This window comes from Mycobacterium sp. 1164985.4, assembly GCF_001668575.1.
Lineage (GTDB): Bacteria > Actinomycetota > Actinomycetes > Mycobacteriales > Mycobacteriaceae > Mycobacterium.
Map to the genome: position 1 here is coordinate 42,269 of NZ_LZMD01000014.1, position 22,902 is coordinate 65,170.

Below are 22,902 nucleotides of genomic sequence, written 5' to 3' on the forward strand. Positions count from 1 at the left end.
TCATGTTCAAAAAGCGACGTCGGTGCGCCGTGCGACGTCCAAAATCCTTGGTAACGAGGCGCTTCGGTGACGACAGCAACCTCATCGAAATTCCGCACGACACGCCGTCGGACAAAGTCTTGACTGATTCCAGAAAGCGGAGCATCCTGGCAGCGTGTCCACAACGCCTGACTACGCAGATCGGCTGCGCGCTGCCGATCTGCGTGTGACCCGCCCGCGGCTCGCGGTGCTGGAGGCGGTTTACGGCAATCCCCACGCCGACACCGAGACGATCTTCGGGGCGGTGCGGCGCGCCCTGCCGGACGTGTCACGGCAGGCGGTTTACGACGTGCTCGCCGCGCTCACCAGTGCCGGCCTCCTGCGACGCATCCAGCCGTCCGGTTCGGTGGCCCGGTATGAATCGCGTGTCGGCGACAACCACCACCATGTGGTGTGCCGATCATGCGGGGTCATCGCCGACATCGACTGCGCGGTCGGTGAAGCACCCTGCCTGACGCCGTCGGATCCCGACGGCGCCCTGGACGGTTTCGTGCTCGACGAGGCCGAGGTCATCTACTGGGGCCTGTGCCCGGACTGCCTGGTATCGCAAGTTTCCAGATCACAACCGTGATCACAGCCCAAACAACCCACCGGAAGGAACGCTGTGTCATCTGATACATCCGACGCTCGCCCGCCTCACGACGATTCCAAGACGGCAAGTCACAGCGAGAGCGAGAACCCGGCTATCGATACACCGAAGCCGAAGACGCACGCTCCGCTGACCAACCGGGATTGGTGGCCCGACCAGGTTGACGTGTCGGTGCTGCACAAGCAGAACGAAAAGGGCAACCCGCTCGGCCAGGACTTCGATTACGCCGAGGAGTTCAAGAAACTCGACCTCGAAGCGTTCAAGGCCGACGTCCACAAGCTGATCACCACCTCGCAGGACTGGTGGCCCGCCGACTACGGCAGCTACGCCGGGCTGTTCATCCGCATGAGCTGGCACGCCGCCGGCACCTACCGCATCTTCGACGGTCGCGGCGGCGCCGGCCAGGGGGCGCAGCGCTTCGCGCCGCTGAACAGCTGGCCGGACAACGCGAACCTGGACAAGGCTCGTCGCCTTCTGTGGCCGATCAAGCAGAAGTACGGCAACAAGATCTCCTGGGCGGACCTCATCGCCTACGCGGGCAACGCCGCACTCGAGGTGTCGGGCTTCAAGACCAAGGGCTTCGCGTTCGGTCGCGAGGACATTTGGGAGCCCGAGGAGATGCTGTGGGGCCAGGAGGACACGTGGCTGGGCACCGACCAGCGTTACGGCGGCACCAACGACTCGGAGCGCAAGCTGGCCGAGCCATTCGGCGCGACGACCATGGGTCTGATCTACGTCAACCCCGAAGGCCCCGAGGGCAAGCCGGATCCGTTGGCCGCGGCCCACGACATCCGCGAGACCTTCGGCCGCATGGCGATGAACGACGAGGAGACCGCGGCGCTGATCGTCGGTGGCCACACCCTCGGCAAGACCCACGGCGCCGGCGACGGTGATCTGGTCGGACCCGAGCCGGAGGCCGCCCCGATCGAGCAGCAGGGCCTGGGATGGAAGTGCGCGTTCGCGTCCGGCAAGGCCGGTGACACCATCACAAGCGGTCTCGAGGTGGTCTGGACCCCGACCCCGACCGAGTGGGGCAACGGGTACCTGCAGAACCTGTACGGGTACGAGTGGGAGCTGACCAAGAGCCCCGGTGGCGCTTGGCAGTTCGAGGCCAAGGACGCCGAGGCGATCATCCCCGATCCGTTCGGCGGACCCCCGCGCAAGCCGACGATGCTCGTCACCGACATCTCGATGCGCGAGGATCCGATCTACGGCCAGATCACCCGGCACTGGCTCGACCATCCCGAGGAGCTGGACGAGGCTTTCGCCAAGGCCTGGTTCAAGCTAATGCACCGCGACATGGGACCCGTCAGCCGCTACCTGGGCCCGTGGATCCCCGAAGAGGAGATCTGGCAGGACCCGGTGCCGGCGGTTAACCACGAGTTGGTCGACGAGGCCGACATCACCCAGCTCAAGAGCAAGTTGCTCGACTCGGGCCTGAGCGTGCAGCAGCTGATCAAGACCGCGTGGTCGTCGGCGTCGAGCTTCCGCGGCACCGACAAGCGCGGCGGTGCCAACGGCGCTCGAATCCGGCTGGAGCCGCAGAAGAATTGGGAGGCCAACGAGCCGACCGAGTTGGCACAGGTGCTGCCCGTGCTCGAGCGCATCCAGCAGGAGTTCAACAGCTCGGCGACCGGCGGCAAGGAGGTCTCGCTGGCCGACATCATCGTGCTGGGCGGGTCGGCGGCGGTTGAGAAGGCTGCGCGGGACGCAGGTTTCGAGATCGACGTGCACTTCGCGCCGGGGCGCACCGACGCCACGCAGGAGAACACCGATGTCGACTCGTTCGCGGTTCTCGAACCGCGGGCCGACGGCTTCCGCAACTTTGCGCGGTCGGGTGAGAAGGCGCCGCTGGAGCAGCTTCTCGTCGAGCGGGCCTACATGCTCGACCTGACCGCTCCGGAATTCGCGGTGCTGATCGCCGGCCTGCGGGTGCTGAACGTCAACCATGGCGGCAGCAAACACGGCGTGTTCACCGACAGGCCGGGTGTGCTGAGCAACGACTTCTTCACCAACCTGCTCGACATGAGCACGGAGTGGAAGCCGTCGGAGACCGCCGAGAACGTCTACGAGGGACGCGACCGTTCCTCGGGCGCGCTCAAGTGGACGGCCACCGCCAACGACCTGGTGTTCGGATCGAACTCGGTGCTTCGCGGCATCGCGGAGGTCTACGCGCAGGAAGACAGCAAGGACAAGTTCGTCGAGGACTTCGTCGCTGCCTGGGTGAAGGTCATGAACAACGATCGGTTCGATCTGGACTGACAGGCGAGTCTGATCGCACAATAACGAGATGCGACACCCCGCGGGCTCATCGGGCTCGCGGGGTGTCGTGCTGTCTGCCCCGTTTCTGTTGTTGTCGATCCGCGGCGAGGACGCCGCGGCCGGGGACGAGTACCGAGCGATGATGCGCTTCGGCGGTTTGGATACGACGGGTGTGCGCCGGATCAATCTGCTCCACGAATCGTTGGGTTCCATCGACCTCGCGGACTGGTCGGGCATCATCCTCGGCGGCGGTCCGTACAACGTCAGCGATGCGCCGGAGTCGAAATCGACGACGCAACGACGGGTCGAGGCAGAACTACTCGACTTGATCCGGCGCGTCGTGGAGGCGGACTACCCATTCCTTGGATGTTGTTACGGCGTAGGCACATTGGGCACCGTCATCGGGGCGGTCATCGACCGTACGTACCCGGAACCCGTCGGCGGCATGAAGATCACGGTCACCGACGAGGGTCGCGACGATCCACTCTTCACCGAGCTGCCTGATGTCTTCGATGCTTACGGCGGACACAAGGAAGCGGCGTCGGTGCTGCCACCCGAGGCACTATGCCTGGCGACCTCACCGCAATGCCCGGTTCAGGCGTTTCGAGTCAGACAGAACGTCTACGCCACGCAATTCCATCCCGAGCTCGACCTGGACGGCCTCGACATCCGCCTTGATGCCTACAAGAACCATGGTTACTTCGCACCGGAGTCGGCGGAGCAGTTGAAACTCGAAGCGCGACAATGGAAAGTTCGATATCCCCAGACCATCCTGCGTCGGTTCGTGGATCGGTATGCGCGCTGACGGTTGGTCTTCGGGCAGCCGGGGCACTCCAGGGTGATGCACACCGTCGAGTACTCCCCCGGCCGGTCCGCAGACATCTTCGGCGATCCGGCGCAACCGACAGTCTTGATGTGGCACGGTGCCCAGACCGATTCGCGCGCCGCGATGCGCCCACTGGCCGAACGGGTGCACGCGCACGAATTCGCGGTTGTGCTGGCCGACTGGGACTCACACGCCGACGACCGTGGCCGTGGCGACCTGCTGGCCTCGGCGTCACATGCCAGGACGCACGCGGGCGACGCGCCGTTGGTTGTCGTGGGATGGTCGATGGGCGGCCTGGCGGCGGCGGCCCTGGCGATCCACGCCCGTGAGTTCGGCGTCGCTCATACCGTCTGCCTGGCAGGCGCATTCATGGTCGCGGACCCTCTCAGCGGCGCGCCCTTGGCGAGTTCGTTGGACGGTGATGCCGCGGCGTTCACGCTGTTGCACGGTGCGCACGACGACGTCGTCCCGGCCGAGGTGAGCCGGAAATTCGCCGAGACGCTCTCGGACGCGGGTTGGCCGGTCTCGTGCGTCGTGCTCGAGGCCGATCACGGGTCGATCGCGGGTGCGACGTACGACCCTGCTGCCGACCGGTATTCGGCCGCGACCGACGAGGGCTCGCTGTCGGTCGCTGCGGATGTGGCGGCGCGGATCGCCGCGGTGCTCTGATCACTCCGCGGTGTCGATGCGGTGAGCCCACCTCAGGTGGCCCCCACCCATGTCGGTGCACACGAACGCCACCCCGTCCGAGCCTTGAGCCGAAGCGTTCGGTTGGGTGCAGTCCATCGCGACGTTGTAGATGCCGATGAGGGGTCCGGCAGGTGTCCACACGCCTACCCGGTTGCAGACGAATGTTGCGCCGTCGGGACCGAGCCCGTAGTTGAAGTACTTGCCGGGCCGGCACGGCGCTCCCCCGATGACGTTGCGGGCGACGTCGGGCACGCAATCGGCGGAGTAGCAGACCGCCGCCGCGTCCGGAGCGAAGGCGATCAACCCGGCGGCTGCCGTCATCGCGGCGGTCAAAGCGGCGACGTGTGGACGCACCATGTTCCGATGGTGACATCCCGCCGGGTTGTTTACCGGGAAATCGCTTGACCTCAACAATGGTTCAGGTCGCAGAGTCGATACATGACGAACTCAACGACACAGGAACTGACCCGACTCCGCGACGACCTTTGGCAGACCCGGATGGATACGCCGTTCCCCGGCCTCACCACGCACGCGTACCTGTGGCGCGGGCCGCGCGGCAATGTGCTGTTCTACAGTCCGGCGAGCGAGGCCGATTTCGATGCGATCGACGCACTGGGCGGCGTCAGCGCGCAGTATCTGTCGCATCTCGATGAGGCCGGGCCGAACCTGGCCCGGATCGCGGAGCGGTTTGCGCGCCGGTTGCACGCGCCGGAGGCGGAACTCGAGGCCATTACCAAGCACGCCCGCGTCGACGTGGCAGTCGGCGATGTGCGCTACGTCGACGACAACGGTGTCGAAGTGCTTCCCACCCCGGGTCATTCGCCCGGCAGCACAAGCTATCTCGTGCGCGGAGTGACCGGCGAGCGATACCTGTTCACCGGCGACACCATGTTCCCCACGGCCTCGGGAACGTGGGCGACGTTCCTAGTGCCGGGCCGCGGCGACGCCGGTCAGCTGCGCGCGAGTGTGGAGCTGCTGGGCACCGTCGACCCTGACCTGGTGATCTCCAGCGCGTTCGGTGGTGAGACGGCGTGGGCGGTCGTCGATCCGCGTTCGTGGGGCGACTGCGTGGCGCAGGCGCTGGCGACCGTGCCTTCGTAGTCGCGTCGGCAGGTTCACAAACGGCGAGGGGCCAGCTCAGGATTCGCGGCGCGGCGGCCGCTGGTCGTCGGGGTCGTTGGGGTCTGGGTCGCCGAACCACCGCCACGGCGTGTGCTCCTCGTAGGTGTCGTGCCAACTCCACCATTCGTAGGGCGGACCCTGCGGATAGCCCTCGGGTGAGTCCTCCCAATCCTCCTGCCGGCCAAGCGCCGTCACGTCGAGTAGGTTCCAGGTGTTGACGAACACCTCGTCACCGCGGCCGTTGATGAAGTACGTGCGGAAGATGCGATTGGCGTCGTCGCGGATGAAGACGTTGGTGCCGTGCCAGTCCTTGACGCCGAAGTCGGCGTCGAAGGCTGCATCCTTGCTGGGGAGGATCGTGTACCACGGGTGGTGCCAACCCATCTTGGTCTTCATGTGCTCGAGGTCGGCCTGTAAAGCGCGGGATGCGTAGACGAACGTGGTGTCGCGGGCGTTGAGGTGAGCGAGGTTTGGCACATGATCGGCCATCAAAGAGCAACCGGTGCAGCCGTGTTCGGGCCAGTCACCCGTCCCGGGCTCGATGAAGGCGCGATACACGATCAGCTGGCGGCGGCCGTCGAACAAGTCGAGCAGGCTGATCTGGCCGCGCGGTCCTTCGAAGATGTAGTTCTTGTCGACGGCCATCCATGGCATCCTTCGGCGTTGGGCCGCCAGCGCGTCGCGGGCGCGCATGAGTTCCTTCTCCTTGACGAGCATCTCTTCCCAGGCCCTCGTCCACTCTCCCTCGGAGACGACCGGCGGCGTGTTCATCACCGTCATGATGCGGCCTCGAGTTCGCTCTTGAGGTTGGCCAGCTTCCATGGCCATCCGCCGGAGATCAAGCCGCGCACAGTGCTTTCCGGGGGGAAGTCGTCGTGCACGACTGTCAGCTTCACCTGACCGTCCTCGACCGGTTCGATCTCGAAGGTGACCTTCGACCTGCGCTCGGTCGCGGCCTTCTTCACGACGTCTTCGTCGAGGCCCAGTTTCGCCAGTTCGGGTACGAAGGTGTGGAAGGTGAACGCGAGCCTGCGGTACGGATCGGATTCGAGAATCACCTGCTCCGAATCCTTGATCTCCAGGCCGCTGCAGTCGGACCACACGTACTCCGAACCCTTTTTGAAGTCCGATACCAATGCATGGCCCATGTACCGATTGGAGAAGGCGGGGTCGGTGATGGCCTGCCACAGTCGCTCGGGTGTGGTTCGAATGTAGGTGACGTAGACGAACTCGCTGGTGCTCATCGGGTGGGTCTCCAATGCTGTTTTGAGGTCCGCGAGCGTCTGCACTCGCGCGCGGTCGTATCGATTGATCCAGCGGTCGGCGATCGCGTTGATCGGTTCTGCGTTGAGGTAGTGCAGCTTCTCCCGCCCTCGCCACAAAGTTGTGATGAGGTTGGCCGCTTCGAGCACGGCGAGGTGCTTGCTCACCGACTGGCGAGCCATCGACAGCCCCGAGCACAGATCCCGCAGCGATTGACCGTTGCGGTCGTTGAGGCTGTCGAGAAGCAAGCGCCGATTCGGGTCGGCCAGCGCCTTGAATACGTCGTCCATCCCTGCCGCCTGACTATATGCAGCCGTTTGGCTGCGTGTTCGACAATAGGCAGCCATGTGGCTGCGTGTCAATGGTCAGGGCGGCCATCGAGCGTGCGCTCAGCGCGGAAGCTGGCAGAAGTCGTCACTCACCGCACGTTCGGCGGTCTAGTCTGCGTCGAGTTCCTCGAAGCGCAACAGCGCTTGGTTGCGGTCCTCGGCATCGAAGACTTCTAATCGGGTGAGCCGCCCGCTGTCGAATCCCGTAAGCATGACGAGGGGAAGTTCGACCGCGAAGCCGTCGGTTGAGGTGCCCTTCAAAACGACGTCGCTCAGCACCCTTGCGGGAGAATGCATGAGAACTTGCGAGTGTTCGATCCAGAAATCTGGGACCAATGAGGCCATTGCCCGAATGGATGCCATGTGGTCGGCGACAGATCGAATATCGGGGCTCGACAGCTGCCGGTGGTTTGCGTAGGCGGCACCTTCGCCGAGCGCGAGAAGCTCGTCCCAGTCGTGGCGGTTGGTGACCTCGGCGAGATGACGTGCTGCTTCGATGACCTCCGGATGCTCGACCTCTCCCGAAGCGATCCAGCGAGCGTGCAGTTCCCTCATCGCGGCGTCGAGGTCTTCGGCGTCGAAAAACATTGAATGACAGATCAAGCCGTCGTCACCGACTTCCGTAACCGATAGGCCTTCGACGGTTATGGGCTCGTCGGGTGTTCCCCTCTCGCGGAACAGGTCACGGCATAGCACCAATCGCTGTCCGCGTATGGCGACTGGTTCGTCCGTCCATTGCCAGCTTGCTGGTGCCTCGGAGAACATGCTGGGCGCGAATTCCTGTCTGATCAGTCCCTGGTCTCGCAACCCCTTCCGCCGGTCCTCGTAATGCGCGTCTGGTGCGGCAAAGGAACAAAAGCCCTCGAGGTCTCGACGGTTGAATGCATTTGAGAGATTCGCGCGGGCGCGTGTCGCCGCGTTGGCGAGCCGACCTGCCGGCCGATTGATCTCTTCGAATCTGATTAGCGCGGAGTGGATTTCGACTTCGTCGAACATCTCGCAGCGGCTGATCGCGTCACCGTCGATGAGGAGCAAAACCAGCTCCCGCCATTCACCGTCGAAGCCGGCGTGCGATGTCGCTTTCACGACCTGGGTGACGACCGCTCCAAGGGTGTCGAGCCGATGCACCACCTCGGCGTGAGCATGAATTTTCGGGACCACATCCCACGTGGCGTTGACGAAATCGATCTGTTCACCGGGCCCGAACGAGGTGCCGCCGCGCCGGTGGTCGATGTTCACCCAGTCCGGAGTGGTACGGAACAGCTCTCTCCTGTTGAAGGTGGCGTAGCCATCGACGATCGCCGACCAAGTGCGGGCGTGTGCGGCTGCTTCGCCAGCGAGATAACGGGTTTCGAGCTCTTCGATGGCGGCGTCAACGTCGTCGCAGTCGAAGTTGACGAAGTCACCCATCAAGTCGTCCACGTTGATCTCGACGACGGTGAGAAGGTCTACGGTGACCGGCCGACTCTCATCGGCGGTGTCGCGGTAGATTTGGCGGGCCAGCGCCAGCCGCGCCCCCCTGGTCGCAACCTGCTCGATTTCTGTCCGCCAGGTCAGCGGTGACTCGAACAGGGCTTCTGCCGCCTTTCTGCGGTCGGCCGGACCGTGTATTGCTTGCAAGCCTTTTCGGCGGTCATCGATGCATCCGTTCGGTGAAGTGAGTGCGAGGAATGCGTCGATGTCATGGTGATTGAAAGCGTCAGCCAGACGCTCCCACAATTGAGTCGCCTTGTTCTCGACTCGCGTTGTCGAGCGGCTGAGTTCGTCGAATCGTGCGAGTGCGGTGTCGAGGTCATCCTCATCGAAAATCTCGCAACGGTTGATCGCGTCACCCTCGAACGCCAAAAGAGTCACCTCACGCCACTCGGCAGTGAAGCCGTCCCGCGAGGTGCCCGTTTCGGCATGGGTGAAGACAGCCCCTATGTCGGTCAGCCGATGCACGGCTTCAATGCGGGTGCTGATGTCAGACGCTAGCTGCCACGACTCGCGGACATACGCGTGCACATCGCCTGGCGCGGCGACGACTGGACGATGGTCGATGTTCACCCAGCCTTTGGTAGTCGACGACAGTTCGTGCCGGTTGAAGGCGTCATATGTGTGGATGACTAGGGACCACGTGTGCGCATAGGGTGCGGCTTCGCCAGCGACATAAAGGGAATCAAGCTCGCGCAGCGCGCGTGTGATGTCGTCTGGATCGAACGCCACGATCAGATCGACCAATCCTTCGGCGCCTAGCTCCGTTACTGCAAGGAGTTCGTTCGTCACTGGTCGCTCGGAAAGGGTGCCGTCTAGCCAGCATGTACGGACCAGCGCGAGGCGCGTCCCCCTGACCGCGATGGGTTCGACCTCCATCTGCGAACCGCGCGGTGCCAGTTCGAACAGCAGATTGACATGTGCGCGCTGGTCGGGACCGGCGATCACGGCCTGCAGCCCTTTTCGGCGATCGTCTATTTGACGGTCAGCGCTGACGAGGTTGAGGTATCCGTTCAGGTCTCGACGGTTGAACGCATCCGCTACCGACGCCCATGCGCGCGTCGCGGCGTTCTCTATCCGCGACTCCTGGCTGAGTTCGTCGAATCGTGCGAATGCCGCGTCGAGGTCGTTCTCGTCGAACATCTCGAAGCGGTCGGGGCGGTCCCCGTGGACCGTGACTACGGCCAATTCCTGGTACTCGAAGGGAAATCCTTCCTCCGAATGTCCCTCCACCACATGGTGGATGACCGCTCCAGCTCCCGTGAGCTTGTGCACTGCCGCGATCCGAAAGCGAATGTCGGGCGCGATCTCCCATGAGGCGCGGAGGTTTGCGATCAGGTCGTCGGCCTCGATGGTCGCGACCAACCGGTGATCTACCCATGCGGGCGTTGTGCCGGGTACCTCGCGGCGGTTGACCATGGCGTAGGACTCTGCAATCGCTGACCATGTACGCGAGAACGTTACGGCTTCGCCAGCAAGGTAACGGGTTTCGAGCTCCGCATAGGCGGCGTCTGTGTCCTCGGGATCGAAGAATATCGTTTGTAGGTCTTCTTGCTTGTCGGCGACGTCTGTCAGTACCACCAACTCGACTGTGATCGGTCGTGTCGGATCGTCGTAGTCGAGGAACGCTTCTCGGGTCAGCGCCAGGCGATCCCCCCTGATCGCGACGGCCTCGACTTCGACTTTCCAGCTCGTGGGTGTTTCTGACAGAACCGCATGCGCATACTTCACATCTGTCAGTCCCTCGTCACGCAGCCCTCGACGGCGGTCCTCATAGCGCCCGACGGCACCCGCGGTGAAGGTTTCCGTATCTCGACGGTTATAAGCATCGGCGACATTGATCCGCAGCCGAACCGCGGGATTATCGAGTCGAGGCGACGATCTATCGAGTTCGTCGAGCCTCGCAAGGGCGAAATCCAGGTCGTCCTCATCGTACAACTCACACCGTTCGACGGACTCTCCCGCGAAAGTGAGCAGTTGAAGAAATCGCCACTCGGCCTGGAAGCCGTCGTGTGAAGTAGCGCCGACCACCGACGTCACCAGCACCGCGGTGTCGCTGAGGCGATGCACAGTTTCGATGTGAGCATTCAGGTCGGGCGTCACATCCCACACGTCGGGGTGCGCTGCGGCGGCAGAGGCCGTCGATGCGAACGGTGTACCTTTCCGATGGTCAGCGAAGGCCCAACTCCGGTCGAACTGCTCATGCCGGTTGAGCGCGGTATAGCCCTGTGTCACAACCGTCCACGTGCGCGCGCACGCAGCTGCCTCCCCGGCGGCATACTTCGCGTCAAGCTCTGCGAACGCGGCGTCAACGTCGTCGAGGTCGAAGACGGTGTTCGAGACCAGCCGGTTCGTGGCGTCTGTCTCGACGATCATGAGCGCCTCAGCGGCGATCTCGTCACGCGGCATCTCATCCGCCGCGAAACGACTCTGGCACAACGCGAGGTGCTCGCCTCGAGTCGCGATGACGACTGACCCGGCGTTCTTGAAGCCGACCTCACCAACCGACTGCATGTTCTCTATGTGTGTTATGCGGCCTCGCCGCACGCCGGCGTTGACGACCTGGCGCCGGTCGTATGAGGTGAAATCCTCCGTCATGACCAATTGGGTCGCGTCCCAGTCTCGCGCCTCAAAGCACGCCCAAGCGCGGGCTAACGCACGGGTGGCTTCATTCTCCGGTCGGCGCGCAGGGCCACTCAACTCATCGAATTTCGCGATGGCAGTGTCCAGATCGGCCTCTTCGAACAGATCGCAGCGATTCATGCCGCCCGGGCCACTCATCGTGAGCAGAGCGACCATTCGCCACTCAGCGTAAAAGTCGTCCGGCGAATTGCCGTACGCCGTATGCGTGATGACAGCGCCGCGATCGCTCAACCGATGGACGCATTCCAGGTACATCTTGTTGTTCGGGGTTACGTCCCAGCCGGACCTCACGTACGCGAGGAGGTCGTCCCCAGCGAAGGTTTCGCGCACCCGGTGATCGGTCGTGACCCAATTCGACAAGCCAGGGACTTCGTGTCGATTGAATTTGGCGTAGGCATCTGCGATGCCGGACCAAACCTGCGCGTACCTTGCCGCCTCACCAGCAAGGTAGTGGGCGTCGAGTTCCGCGAAGGCGGCATCGAGGTCATCGGCATCGAGAATGACGAAGGCTGCGATCCGGTCGTCGGTGCGAGACTCGATAAGAACGAGGGCTTCCGTCCGATACGTGTCAGGTCGCGTATTCCTGCCGCGCAGGAGGACTCGGGTGAGCGCGAGGTGCTGACCACGAGTCGCGAGAACGGTTGACGCCAGAGTGGTCGTGCCCATATCGGCGGTCGCGCGTAAATTCTCGATCCCGGCATCGCGGCCCCTCAGGACGCCCGTACCGACCACCCGACGACGATCGTCGTGGTAGAGGTCGTCAACAAGGAGTTGCGACATCGCGTTCCAGTCGCGCTTTGTGAACAGTGCGCGGAAGCGCTCGTCGAGCCGAGTCACGGTGTTGGTCAATCGTGCCGACAGTCGGTTGAGCCCTTCGAACCGAGCGATGGCCGCGTCGAGGTCCGTCTCGTCGAAAAGCTCGACGCGACTCAGTAGATCACCATCAAAGGTCGCAAGCGTGATGACTCGCCATTCGGCGCTGAAGCCGTCTTGTGAAGTCCCGGTTGCCACCCGAGTAACGACTGCGCCGAAATCGGCCAGTCTGTGCACGACCTCGATGTAATTGGTGATATCCGGCGCCAACTCCCATGAGGTGCGCACATACGGAAATAGTTGCCCCGGGGCGATTGGGGTACCGCTTCGGTGATCGGTGTTGACCCAGTCGGGTGTCGTCGCGGGCAGTTCGTGACGGTTGAACGCGGCGAACGCCTTCGCGAGGACGGTCCAAGTGCGGCGGTGCGGGGCGCCTTCGCCGGCTCCGAAGCGGACGTCGAGTTCCTGGAGGGCGGCATCGATCGCGTCGCGGTCGAACATCACGCAAGCCGCGATCCGGCCGTCGGCGTCTGACTCGACAACCGCGAGAATCTCGGTGTGGAAGGCCTCAGGGCGCTGGTCTCGGCCCGAAGTTCGGAAACGGTTCAACGCTAAGCGATCGCCACGGAGGGCGATGACGGTTGACGTCAAAGTGCGGGTGCCGACTCCGGCTACGGCCTGCCAGTCGGCAACGTTGAGTCGTGGTCCTTGGCGTCTCCCAACGCCGACGAGCGGTCTGTTGTCGTCGGTCTGAACATTCTCGGCGAGCGTGTCTGCCATTCCGTCCCAATCACGGGCGCCGAAGCATTCGCAGAACCGATCTGCCGCCCGGCTCGCAGCATTGGTCGGTTTCTGCGCCGCCGCAGTGAGCTCGTCGAAGCGGGCGAGCGCCGCGTCGAGGTCTGATTCGTCGAACAACTCAGAGCGGCTGATCACATCGCCCTCGACCACCAAGACGTTGATCATCCGCCACTCGGCATCGAAGCCGTCCGGCGAAGTCCCAGAACCTACATGGGTTACGACTGCGCCGGTGGGCGTGACTCGATGAACGGCTTCGACATGGGTGCTGATGTTTGCGAGCTTGTCGAATGTGTCTCGCAGATAAGGGATCAACCCGCCCGAATTGATCATCGGTAGCCGACGGTGATCGATGTTGACCACAGTCGACGATGTAGAGGCCAACTCCCCGCGGTTCGCTGCAGCATATCCGCGAGCGATCACCGACCATGTATGCGCCGATCCCGATGCTTCTCCCGCAAGATATCGCTTTTCGAGCTCGACGAATGCGACATCCCAGTCTTCGACGTCGAACACCACGGTCGACGCCATGACTTGTTGTCCTGCGTCCAGTTCCACGAGGTTGAGCACGTCGGTGTGGAATCGTTCGCTTCGGATACGGGCCAGGACGAGGCGCTCGCCGCGGGTCGCGACGAGGGTCGAGGTGATGTCGCCGGTGCCCACCTCGGCGACTGCCCGCATGTTGGCCACGAAAGCCTCACGGCCGCGGCGCATCCCGTCGTTGACGATGCGTCTGCGGTCCTCGGCATAGATATCGGCTGCGAGCAGCTCCCCTATCGCGGTCCAGTCACGTTCGTCGAAGCGGCTCCAAAGCCGCTCGACCATCCGATAGGCGGCGTTCACAGGCCGGGGCGCGGGACGCGTCAATTCGTCGAAGCGGGCGAGTGCGTCGTCGAGGTCGGCTAGATCGAACAACTCGCTGCGATTGACGCGACCACCGTTGACAGTCGAGAGACTGACTTCCCGCCGCTCGGCTTGCAAGCCCTCGGTCGACGTTCCTCTGGCGACATACGTGACGACCGCTCCGAGGTCATTGAGCTGATGCACTGCCTCGATGTAGAGCGCGGCGTCAGGCATGTCCGCCTGGGCTGCGTTGGTGTACGACGCCATCTCACCCGGCGCGAACGCGACGCTACGCCGGTGATCGACGTTCACCCAGTTCGGTGCGAACTCGGGCAACTTGTGCGTATTCACTGCGGAGAACACGTCGACGATCACCGACCATGTGCGCGCGTACGCGGCGGCTTCGCCGGCGAGGTAACGAGATTCGAGTTCTTCGAGCGCGGCGTCCATGTCGGAGACATCAAACATGAGGCACGTTGAAGCCCGATTGGAAGCATCGGTTTCAACTATTCCGAGCACATCGTTGTGGTACGTGTCATCACCAGTCGAGATGAGGAAGCGCCCCAATGTCAGACGCTCGCCGCGTATCGCGATCACGGTCGATGTGATGCTGGTGAAACCTACCTCGGCTACCGACTGCCAGTCGCCGATGTTGAGTGCGCGCCCGAATCGCAGACCGGCACCCATCACCGGTCGGTGATCGACGGCCGCGACGTCATCGGCCAGCACTTCCGCCATGGCATCCCAGTCACGGGCGGCGAAGCACGTTTGGAAGCGGTCGACAGCTCGGCTTGCCATGTTCTCGAGGATGGGCACAGCAGGCCGGTTGAGTTCGTCAAAACGTGCGAGCGCGGCGTCGAGGTCCACCTCGTCGAACAACTCGTTGCGATTGACGAGCCCCTTGTCGACGGTCGACAGGCTGACGCCCCGCCACTCAGCCTGAAAGCCCTGTGCCGAGGTCCCTTTGGCGACGTACGACACGACCGCCCCGTGCTCGTCCAGGCGATATACCGCCTCGACATGAGCTCTGAGGTCGGCCGTGCTGCTATGGGCAGCGCGGGTGTACGAACCTAGCTCGCCCGGCGCAAATGCGACCGCATGCCGGTGATCGAGAGTTATGCAGTCTGGTGTGACTGCAGGGAGCTCACCACGGCTGACAGCGGCGAACGTCTCCGATATCACCGACCACGTCTGCGCATACGCGGCTGCCTCGCCGGCGAGATAACGAGCGTCGAGTTCGCGGAAGGCGGCGTCGACGTCCTCCTCGTCGAAACAAACCGTGACAGCGATCCGATCGTCCGCGTCGATCTCGACGATGCCGAGCATCTGCGCACCGACCTCACCGGGCGGTGTGTTGCTGTTGGTCGTCCGGACACGGCTGAGCACAAGACGCTCGCCACGAGTCGCCAAGACCGTCGACGCCACGTGTTGACCGCCGCCGACCTCGGCCGCGGCCCGGCTATCCGCCAGTTGGACATTGCGACCGTGGCGGACACCGGCATTCACGACCCGGCGGCGATCATCGGCGATCACGTCGTCGGCCAATGTCTCCGCCATTGCAGCCCAGTCGCGTGCCCCGAAAGTTGCGCAGTAACGATCAGTTATCTCGCTTGCAGTGTTCGTAAGAACGGCCGGTTGGTTCAGTTCATCGAACCGGGCGAGCGCGGCGCCGATATCGGCTTCATCGAAAAGTTCTGACCGGTTAATCGAGTCGCCATCGACGGTCGACAATCCGATCTCTCGCCACTCTGCGGTGAATCCCTCGCGAGACGTCCCCTTGATGACGCGGGTGACCACCGCTCCTATGTCTGTGAGCCGATGCACGGCCTCGACATAGATCTGGATGTCACTTTCGAGCACGTCCCATGTTGCCTCCAAGAACGGCACCAGTTCGTTCGGCGCGAATGACGTCACCCGCCGGTGGTCGAGGTTGACCCAGTCCGGTGCCGTCGATGGCAACTCGTGACGCAGCACGGCGGCGTAAGCACCCGCGATGACCGACCATGCTTGTGCGTGAGCTGCCGCTTCGCCTGAGAGGTAACGGCGCTCGAGCTCATCGAAGGCAGCGTCGATGTCATTGACATCGAACACAACCACCGCTGAAAATCGTCCGTCGTCGTCAACCTCTACGACCTGGAGGAGGTCGGATTGACTCGCCCCCGGATCGGGGCCCGCGGCGTGGAGATGCAGCAGGACGAGCCGCCCGCCTCGCGTTGCCATCGTGCTCATCGAGAGCTTCGCCCACAATCCGACGTCGACGACCGCGCGGACATCTTCAATCGCATGGTCACGGCCATGCCGTATCCCCGAACTAATGATCCGACGGCGATCATCCAAAAAGTAGTTCTCGGCGAACGACTCCTGCATGGCTTTCCAGTCGTCCGCCTGGAAATGCGCCAAGAATTGCTCAGCCGCTCTGCTAGCGGCGTTCTCGAGTTGCGTTTGCGGTCGGTTGAGACTCTCGAACCGCGCGATCGCCGCGGGAAGGTTTTCTTCATCGAAGAGCTCACATCCACTGGCCGAAGAACGGTCGAACGTCATCAGGTTGACTATCCGCCACTCAGCCGGGAATCCTTCAGCTGTTGTTCCATGAGAGACCTGCGTGAAGAGCGCTGCGTGATCGCCCAACCGATGCACTGCCTCGATGTGGCTCTGGAGATCCGGCGTGACATCCCAAATTGCAGCGACCACTGACCGGAGATCCGTGTAGTTGAGCGGCGTTCCTCGGCGGTGATCCATGGCCTGCCAATTTGGCGTCGACGCGGGCACTTCATGACGAGCCAGGCTCGCAAACACGCCCCCAACCATCGACCACGTCCGCGCATGACTGGCGGTCTCCCCCGCCATGTAACGAGCTTCGAGTTCCTCAAATGCAGCGTCGAAGTCGTCGGGATCCAGGCACACGTAACCCACGAGGCGGCCCTCGTTGTCGATCTCGACGACATCGAGGACGTCCGCGTGAAAGTCGTCGGCGCCTGAGAATCGCGTGCGGCTAAGGGCGAGCCGCCCACCGCGTAGTGCAATGACGGTGGACGACACCGTTGTGACCCCGATGTCAGCCATCGCTTGCAAGTTAGCGATCTCATCGTCTCGACCACGTAGCAATGGCGAGCTGACGACCTGTCGTCGGTCTTCGACGAGGCTTTCATCGGTCAGTAGCACCTTCAGAGCGTCCCAGTCACGCTGCACGAAGAATGTGCGAAATCGTTCTGCCGCCTGGCTCGCGGCGTTCTTCAGTCGTGGGTTCGATTGACTCAGCCCATTGAACTCTGCCAAGGCGACATCCAGATCGGCTTCGTCGAAAATCTCGCAGCGACTGAGCAACTCACCCTTGACCGTCAGGAGGTCGATCTCCCGCCACTCCGCGTAAAACCCCTCGCGTGAAGTGCCGGTGACCGCCCTGGTCACGACGGCCCCAAGCTCAGAGATCCTGTGCACCGCTTCGGCGTAGATACTGACATCGGGCGTCTCGTCCTGATTCACGCGGATGTAAGCGCCGAGTCGACCGGCCGCGATCGGCGCGAACCGCCTCCGGTCGACGTTCACCCAGCCGGGGATGGTTGGGGCGAGTTGATTGTGGTTGAGGCCGGCATACCCTTTGGCGATCACGGACCACGTCCGTGCACAAGGGGCGGCCTCCCCCGCGACGTACCGAGTCTCCAATTCGGCGATCGCAGCTTCGAAATCGTCAATATCGAAGATGACTGCGGCGCAGATGCGGCCGTCGGCGCTGATCGCGACCAGGCTCAGATCTTCGGCGTAATAGCCTTCGGGTTGCGCACCGCCACCCGAGTACCGAGTACGCAGCAACGCCAGTCGCTCGCCTCGCGTAGCGAGGACAACTGAGCCGATCGTTCTAGCGCCCAGCCCCGCGCCCGCCTGCATACTCGCCATGGTCGCCTCTCGACCCCGCCGAACTTCGGTGTTCACTACCCGGCGGCGGTCATCGACGGTTATGTCTTCGGCCATCAGATCGCCAGCAGCGTCCCAGTCGTGGTTCGCGAAATACCCTTGCATGCGTTGGTGCGCGCGACTCGCCGCATTCTCCACTCGGGTTGGCGGAGAACTGAGTTGGTCAAACCGCGCGAGGGCAGCATCGACGTCCGTTTCGTCGAAGAGCTCGTACCGCTGGAGCTGGTGACCATCGATCAGCAAGATGTTGATCACTCGCCACTCGGCCTCGAACCCCTCTCGAGCGACTCCGTGAGAACGATGGGCGATGACGGCTCCGCGTTCGCTGAGCCGATGCACCACCTCGATGTACGTGGTCAGATTTGGCGTGAACTCCCTCTGGGTGAGGGTGGCGCGTGTGAGGTCGCCCGGCGCATACCGTGTGAGCCGGCGGTGGTCGGTGCTGGGGCAGTTCACCGCGCTGAAGTCGTTGCGGTTGAAAGCGGCAGTGAGCTCTGTGACTGTCGACCAGGTCTGAGCATGAGGCTCCGCCTCGCCTGCCGAATACCGTGCGTCGAGTTCCGTTATCGCAGCGGCGAGGTCATCAGCATCAAATACGACTATCGCGAGAATGCGTTCGTGGGCGTCGACTTCGACGACACGTAGCATTTCGGTGCGAAATCCGTCGGGCCGAGTGTCCTGCCCAAGAAACAGTGCGCGAAGGAGCGCAAGACGTTCTCCCCGAACAGCAAGTACCTGTGTAGTGACACTTTCGGTGCCCAGGTCGCCGATCGTCTGCGATTCGGCGAGCAACTTCGCGCGCCCGCGAAATTCGGTGTGGAGTCCTCTGCGCCGGTCTTCGATGCGAACGTCTTCGGCTATCAAGGAACTACACTGTTCCCACTGCTTGCGGGCGCATACTGCATTGAATCGATCATCGGCTCGACTAGCGGCGTTCTGGAGCGGCATCCGTTCGTAATCGGCCCCAGCGCGGGCATGTATGGTGTCCAACTCCGCGATCGCAGCGTCAAGATCGTCGGCGTCGAACCACACCTGCAGCGAGACCCGGCCGGAGTCGTCGATTCCGTAGATCTGGAGGAATTCGTCCTGCGGCGCACCGGGACTCACGTCTGTGCTGCCCACCAACAATCGGGAAAGCGCCAAGCGTTCGCCTCGAACCGCGATGACCGATTGAGTGACCCGAACGTTGCCGCTCGCCTCGAAGATGCGCCTGCTGTGGTGCACCCAGTCGCCGCCCGGCAAATCGTCCAGGGTGAAGCCAACAATTCGTCGTCGACTCTCGACCGCAGTGCCCGGGACAAAGAGGCTCTCAAACTCGTCCCACGCCTTCCGCTGGATTGCGCTGACTACCCGCTGTCCCACTTCGACGCACTCATTGGTCAATTCGGCAGCAGGTCGCTCGACTTCGTTCGGCCTGGGCGCATCGTGGGAGCCCAGAATCTTCCGAGCTCTCTCGGTGAGCGCTGCAGCGCCTTTGCGGTCATACAATGCGACCGCCTGCTCGGCCGCAGCGCGCATGCCCGCGGTATTGCCAGCGATACGCATCACCGTTGCCAACGCCAGGCAGGCATCACCGTGGTCGACCAGAGCGTCGGTCGCTGCTGCCCGGCTGACCGCCTCTTTCGCGACCTCCTCGGCCCGATCGTGATCCCCTGCTCGTGCGAGCAGCTGAGCCCTGACCGACCGCCAAGCAATCGACGCCTTCGACCCGTGACCAGCGAGACGCTCGCTCACCGAGCATAATTCGTCAGCCTCGGCGTCACGCTCCAACGCCAAGCAGGCCCGCGCCAACAACGCCGCCGTATCCGCGGTGTCGGTGTCGAGGCCCATCCGACGGAAACCCTCGTAGGCCCGCCGCAGATACGGTTCGGCGGCCGCCGCATCATCGGAGACCAACTCGATGATGCCTGCGAACTGATCCACCTCCAGTAACGCGTGGCGCAAGCCGAGTTCGGTCAACGTCCGTCTGGCCGACTCGATCAACCGCCGCCCCTCGGCGGCCCGGCCTCGGAACGCATCCAGCACAGCCTGGCACCGCGTCGACGTCGCCTCGACCAGCGGTGACCCCGTCGTGATGCGCAGCAGCCGCACCACATCCAGGCACCGCCCGCCCGCCCGCGGAACGGGATTGGGCCCCCACAGCGCCGCCAACGGCGCCCCCGCGAGCACCGCGTTCACCCGGCTGTGCTCATGTGCCCGCCGTGCCGCCGTCAACGCCTGGTCCAAAGCCGTTTCGCAGTCACCGATTCGGCCGAGGCGCGCCAGGCACCCCGCGCGGACGGTGTGCGCCTTGGCCTCCCCCGCCGCGTCGTCGAGCGCAGCCAGTTGCTCGGCGGCCACACTCACCGCCGTTTCGATCTCATCCAGTCGCTCGGGATCGGTGAGCATCGACAGCTCACCGTCGAAGCACACACCCCAGGCGCCCAGGCGTCCCGAATCGACAGGAACGTCCCGCAATTGGGCCACAGCATGCTTGGCCGATGTGACATCACCCGCAGCCAGCAAGGCCTCGCAGTGGGCGATCAACAACTCGGCTTGCAGCTCGTCGCGGTCCGGAAGCTCCTCGTCCAACTCCTCGAGCGCATGAAGTGCCCGGTCATACAACTCGGCCGCGCCCTCGTAGGCCACCCGCGACATCGCTTGATCTGCCGCGCGCCGGCAGTACTCGACCGCCTTGGCCGCGTTTCCGGCCCACGCACATTCGAAGTAGTGGTAAGCCAACTCGGCCAATAGTTCATCGTCTGAACCCGGCTCGGCTTCGAGCGTGCCCGCGATGCGCTGATGCAACCGCATGCGCCGCACGGACGGAAGCTCGGCGAGCAACGACTGCCGCACCAGGGCATGATTGAACCGGTAACGGCCGCCGGGCTCTTCGATGACGATGCCCGCCTTGCGCGCCTCATCGAACGCGTCGACGAGGTCCTCGCCTACCACCTGCTCGACGAGCGTCACCGCGAACCGGCTCCCGACCACCGCTGCCGCCGCGAGCGCCTTATTCGTCTCGGCGCTCAATCGGGAGAGCCTGCGACTCACCGCTTCTCGAACACCCTGGGGCAGGGTGCTCGGGTCCCAACGGCCGCCGCTTTCCTCCACGTGCCGCAACGCCTCGATGAGAAAGAACGGGTTGCCGCCCGTCACCGTCGCCAGCGCCCGCCCCAATTCCTCGTCGTCGTAACCGGCTTCGGCGACGTAGGCGGTGACGTCACCCTCGTCGAGTCCGGCCAGTTGCAGCCGAGTGGCGGTGCCGTCGCGATGAAGGTCGGCCAGCATCGCCGCCAGCGGATGAGAGCGGTCCAGATCGGTGCTGCGGTACGTACCGACGATCTGCACGCGGGCCTCTTCACCGAAGCGCAGCAGGTGCCGCAAAAGCAACAGCGTCGGCTTGGCCGCCCAGTGAAGGTCGTCGAGGATCAGCACGACGGGCGCCGTCGCGGACGCGGCGCCCAATAGGGCGACCACGGCGTCGAACAGCGCGTAACGCTCGGTGTCCGGATCCGCGCGCGGAGGAGCGGCCACATCCGGCAGCTTGTCCGCCAACCCCGGAATCAGCGGTAACAGCGCCTCGATGCCCCTTACGTTGCGCAGGCGGTTCGAGTCGACGCCGGAGACGAAGGCACGTAACGCCTCGGCGAAGGGCTGATACGGCGCGCCGAGATCCTCGTCGCACCGGCCGTACAAGACGACGGCGCCCTGGTCGTAGGCGTTGCGCGACCACTCCCCGGCCAGGCGCGTCTTGCCCACGCCCGGTTCCCCCGCGATGAGCACTGCTCGTGTGCCGGCGGCCAAGGTCGATTGCCACGCCGCCACGAGTCGCTCCAGCTCACGACCGCGGCCGACGAACGGCCCCGGACCGACGAGAACCGCCGGCAGCGCAGGCCGCTCCATCGGAGTATCGAGGGCGGGCGGAGCGGAAACGGACACGCTCTCCAACCGGAGCTCGAACACATGCTCCGGACGAGGGAGGTTGCGTAGCCGGCGCGTACCGAGGTCGGCGAGCACGACGTCGTCCGGAAGTGAGTCGATGACGAGTTCGGCGGTCGCACCGGAGCAGAGGATCTGGCCCCCGGCGGCCAGGGACCGCAACCGGGCGGCGCGGTTGACCGCTCTACCGAAGTAGTCCCCGTCGCGGAACTCGACCTCCCCGGTGTGCAGCGCCACGCGGATCCGCATCGGGTCCGCCAGCTGCCACGCTTCATGACCAATCGCTTCCTGCAATTCGATAGCCGCCGCTGCGGCCGCCGATGGGCGGTCGAACACCGAGAACGTCGCATCCCCTTCACCGCGCGTCTTGATGAGCCGACCGCCGCGCGACGTGACGACCTGCTCGACGATCTCGTCGTGGCGGGCCAGCGCCACTGCCATCGCGTCGGCGTCGGCCTCCCACGCCGCCGTTGACCCCTCGATATCGGTGAGCAGGAAGGTGACCGCTCGCGTGACCGTCGAAAGCTGCTGTGACTGAGGCACTTCCAGCGAGGCATCCTGCGCGACGATCGCCCCCTCCAGTCGCCGCAGCTCCGGTCCTGGGTCGACTCCCAACTCCTCGGCAAGCAGCGACCGCGCCCTCTTGTATGCGCCCAACGCCTCGCCCTGCCGGCCGGCCCGGTAGAGCGCGAGCATCAGATGACCCCAACGGCGTTCTCGCAAGGGCGCTTCCGCGATCGCCGACTCGAGCTCCCCCACGATCTCCGCGGCCCGACCCGTCGCAAGAAGGGCGTCGGCCCGGTCCTCCACCAAGGCGGCGTGACCTTCGAGCCACCGAGTCTTCTCCGACGAACCGCGCGCGCTGTCAGGAAGTTCGGGCAGGCCGCGCCACAACGCGAGCGCTTGATCGAACAGGGCCACCGCGCGAGTCGGGTCACCGGCCGTGAGGGCCTTACGTCCGAGCTTCGCCGCCGTCTTGTAGTGGACGGCGTCGATCTCGGTGGTGCTCAGCGTCCACCCCGTGCCCTCGGTCAGCACGAATCCGTCACCCAGCGCGCGGCGCAGCGACGAGATGTGGGTCTGCAAGGCCTTGGTCGCAGTCCGCGGCGGTTCGTCCCCCCACAAGAGGGCGACGAGGGCGTCGGCGGATACGACCGAACCGCCATGTAATCCGAGCATCGTGAGAATGGCCCGGGGCTTGGCACCGGGAATGGCGACCGGCAGCCCGTACTGCCGGACCTGGAGAGGTCCCAGAACCCCCAGTTCCACCTCTTGGAGCGTAATCACATTGCGATCGTCTGAGGGCCGATTCAACATGCGGTCAAGAACCGGTAAAGAACTCGCTGACCTCGATCTTTGCGCTGTCAATGAATGACGGA

General features: G+C 64.0%; 8 protein-coding genes and 1 pseudogene. 5 read left to right on the plus strand and 4 right to left on the minus strand.

Translation table 11 applies throughout. The features are described from left to right. The first annotated feature begins 154 nt into the window (after positions 1-154). The 4 genes from A5650_RS01525 to A5650_RS01540 are packed head-to-tail and all read left to right on the plus strand — an operon-like array spanning position 155 to position 4,385. Positions 155-610 carry a Fur family transcriptional regulator gene (locus tag A5650_RS01525; RefSeq protein ID WP_067285605.1) on the plus strand — a complete coding sequence of 152 codons (456 nt, stop codon included), beginning with the start codon at positions 155-157 and terminating at the stop codon, positions 608-610. 33 nt (positions 611-643) lie between these two features. Then, positions 644-2,890 (plus strand): catalase/peroxidase HPI, encoded by a 2,247-nt coding sequence (katG, locus tag A5650_RS01530; protein WP_067285607.1) that lies wholly within the window; start codon positions 644-646, stop codon positions 2,888-2,890. A 28-nt stretch (positions 2,891-2,918) separates the two neighbouring features. Continuing rightward, positions 2,919-3,695 (plus strand): glutamine amidotransferase, encoded by a 777-nt coding sequence (locus A5650_RS01535; RefSeq protein ID WP_067285609.1) that lies wholly within the window; start codon positions 2,919-2,921, stop codon positions 3,693-3,695. Positions 3,696-3,731: 36 nt separating this feature from the next. Next, positions 3,732-4,385, plus strand: a complete 654-nt coding sequence (locus A5650_RS01540) for an alpha/beta fold hydrolase (protein ID WP_067285612.1) — start codon at positions 3,732-3,734, stop codon at positions 4,383-4,385. Here the strand turns inward: A5650_RS01540 and A5650_RS01545 are convergent, their stop codons facing one another. Further along, a complete protein-coding gene (locus tag A5650_RS01545; protein WP_231992454.1) occupies positions 4,386-4,763 on the minus strand; it encodes a hypothetical protein in 378 nt (125 codons plus the stop codon). Positions 4,764-4,844: 81 nt separating this feature from the next. On the opposite strand from A5650_RS01545, the gene A5650_RS01550 reads away from it, so the two are divergent. Next, a complete protein-coding gene (locus tag A5650_RS01550) occupies positions 4,845-5,507 on the plus strand; it encodes an MBL fold metallo-hydrolase (RefSeq protein WP_067285615.1) in 663 nt (220 codons plus the stop codon). A gap of 36 nt (positions 5,508-5,543) precedes the next feature. On the opposite strand, the gene A5650_RS01555 is transcribed toward A5650_RS01550, so the two are convergent. The 3 genes and pseudogenes from A5650_RS01555 to A5650_RS01565 all read right to left on the minus strand — a co-directional run. After that, positions 5,544-6,299, minus strand: a complete 756-nt coding sequence (locus A5650_RS01555) for a DUF899 domain-containing protein (RefSeq protein ID WP_067285708.1) — start codon at positions 6,297-6,299, stop codon at positions 5,544-5,546. Positions 6,300-6,304: 5 nt separating this feature from the next. Next, entirely contained in the window at positions 6,305-7,081 is a 777-nt protein-coding gene (locus A5650_RS01560; RefSeq protein WP_067285618.1) for an ArsR/SmtB family transcription factor, read from the minus strand. Positions 7,082-7,228: 147 nt separating this feature from the next. Beyond that, a pseudogene (locus A5650_RS01565) lies at positions 7,229-22,792 on the minus strand (BTAD domain-containing putative transcriptional regulator); the annotation flags it as partial. Positions 22,793-22,902: the final 110 nt, after the last annotated feature.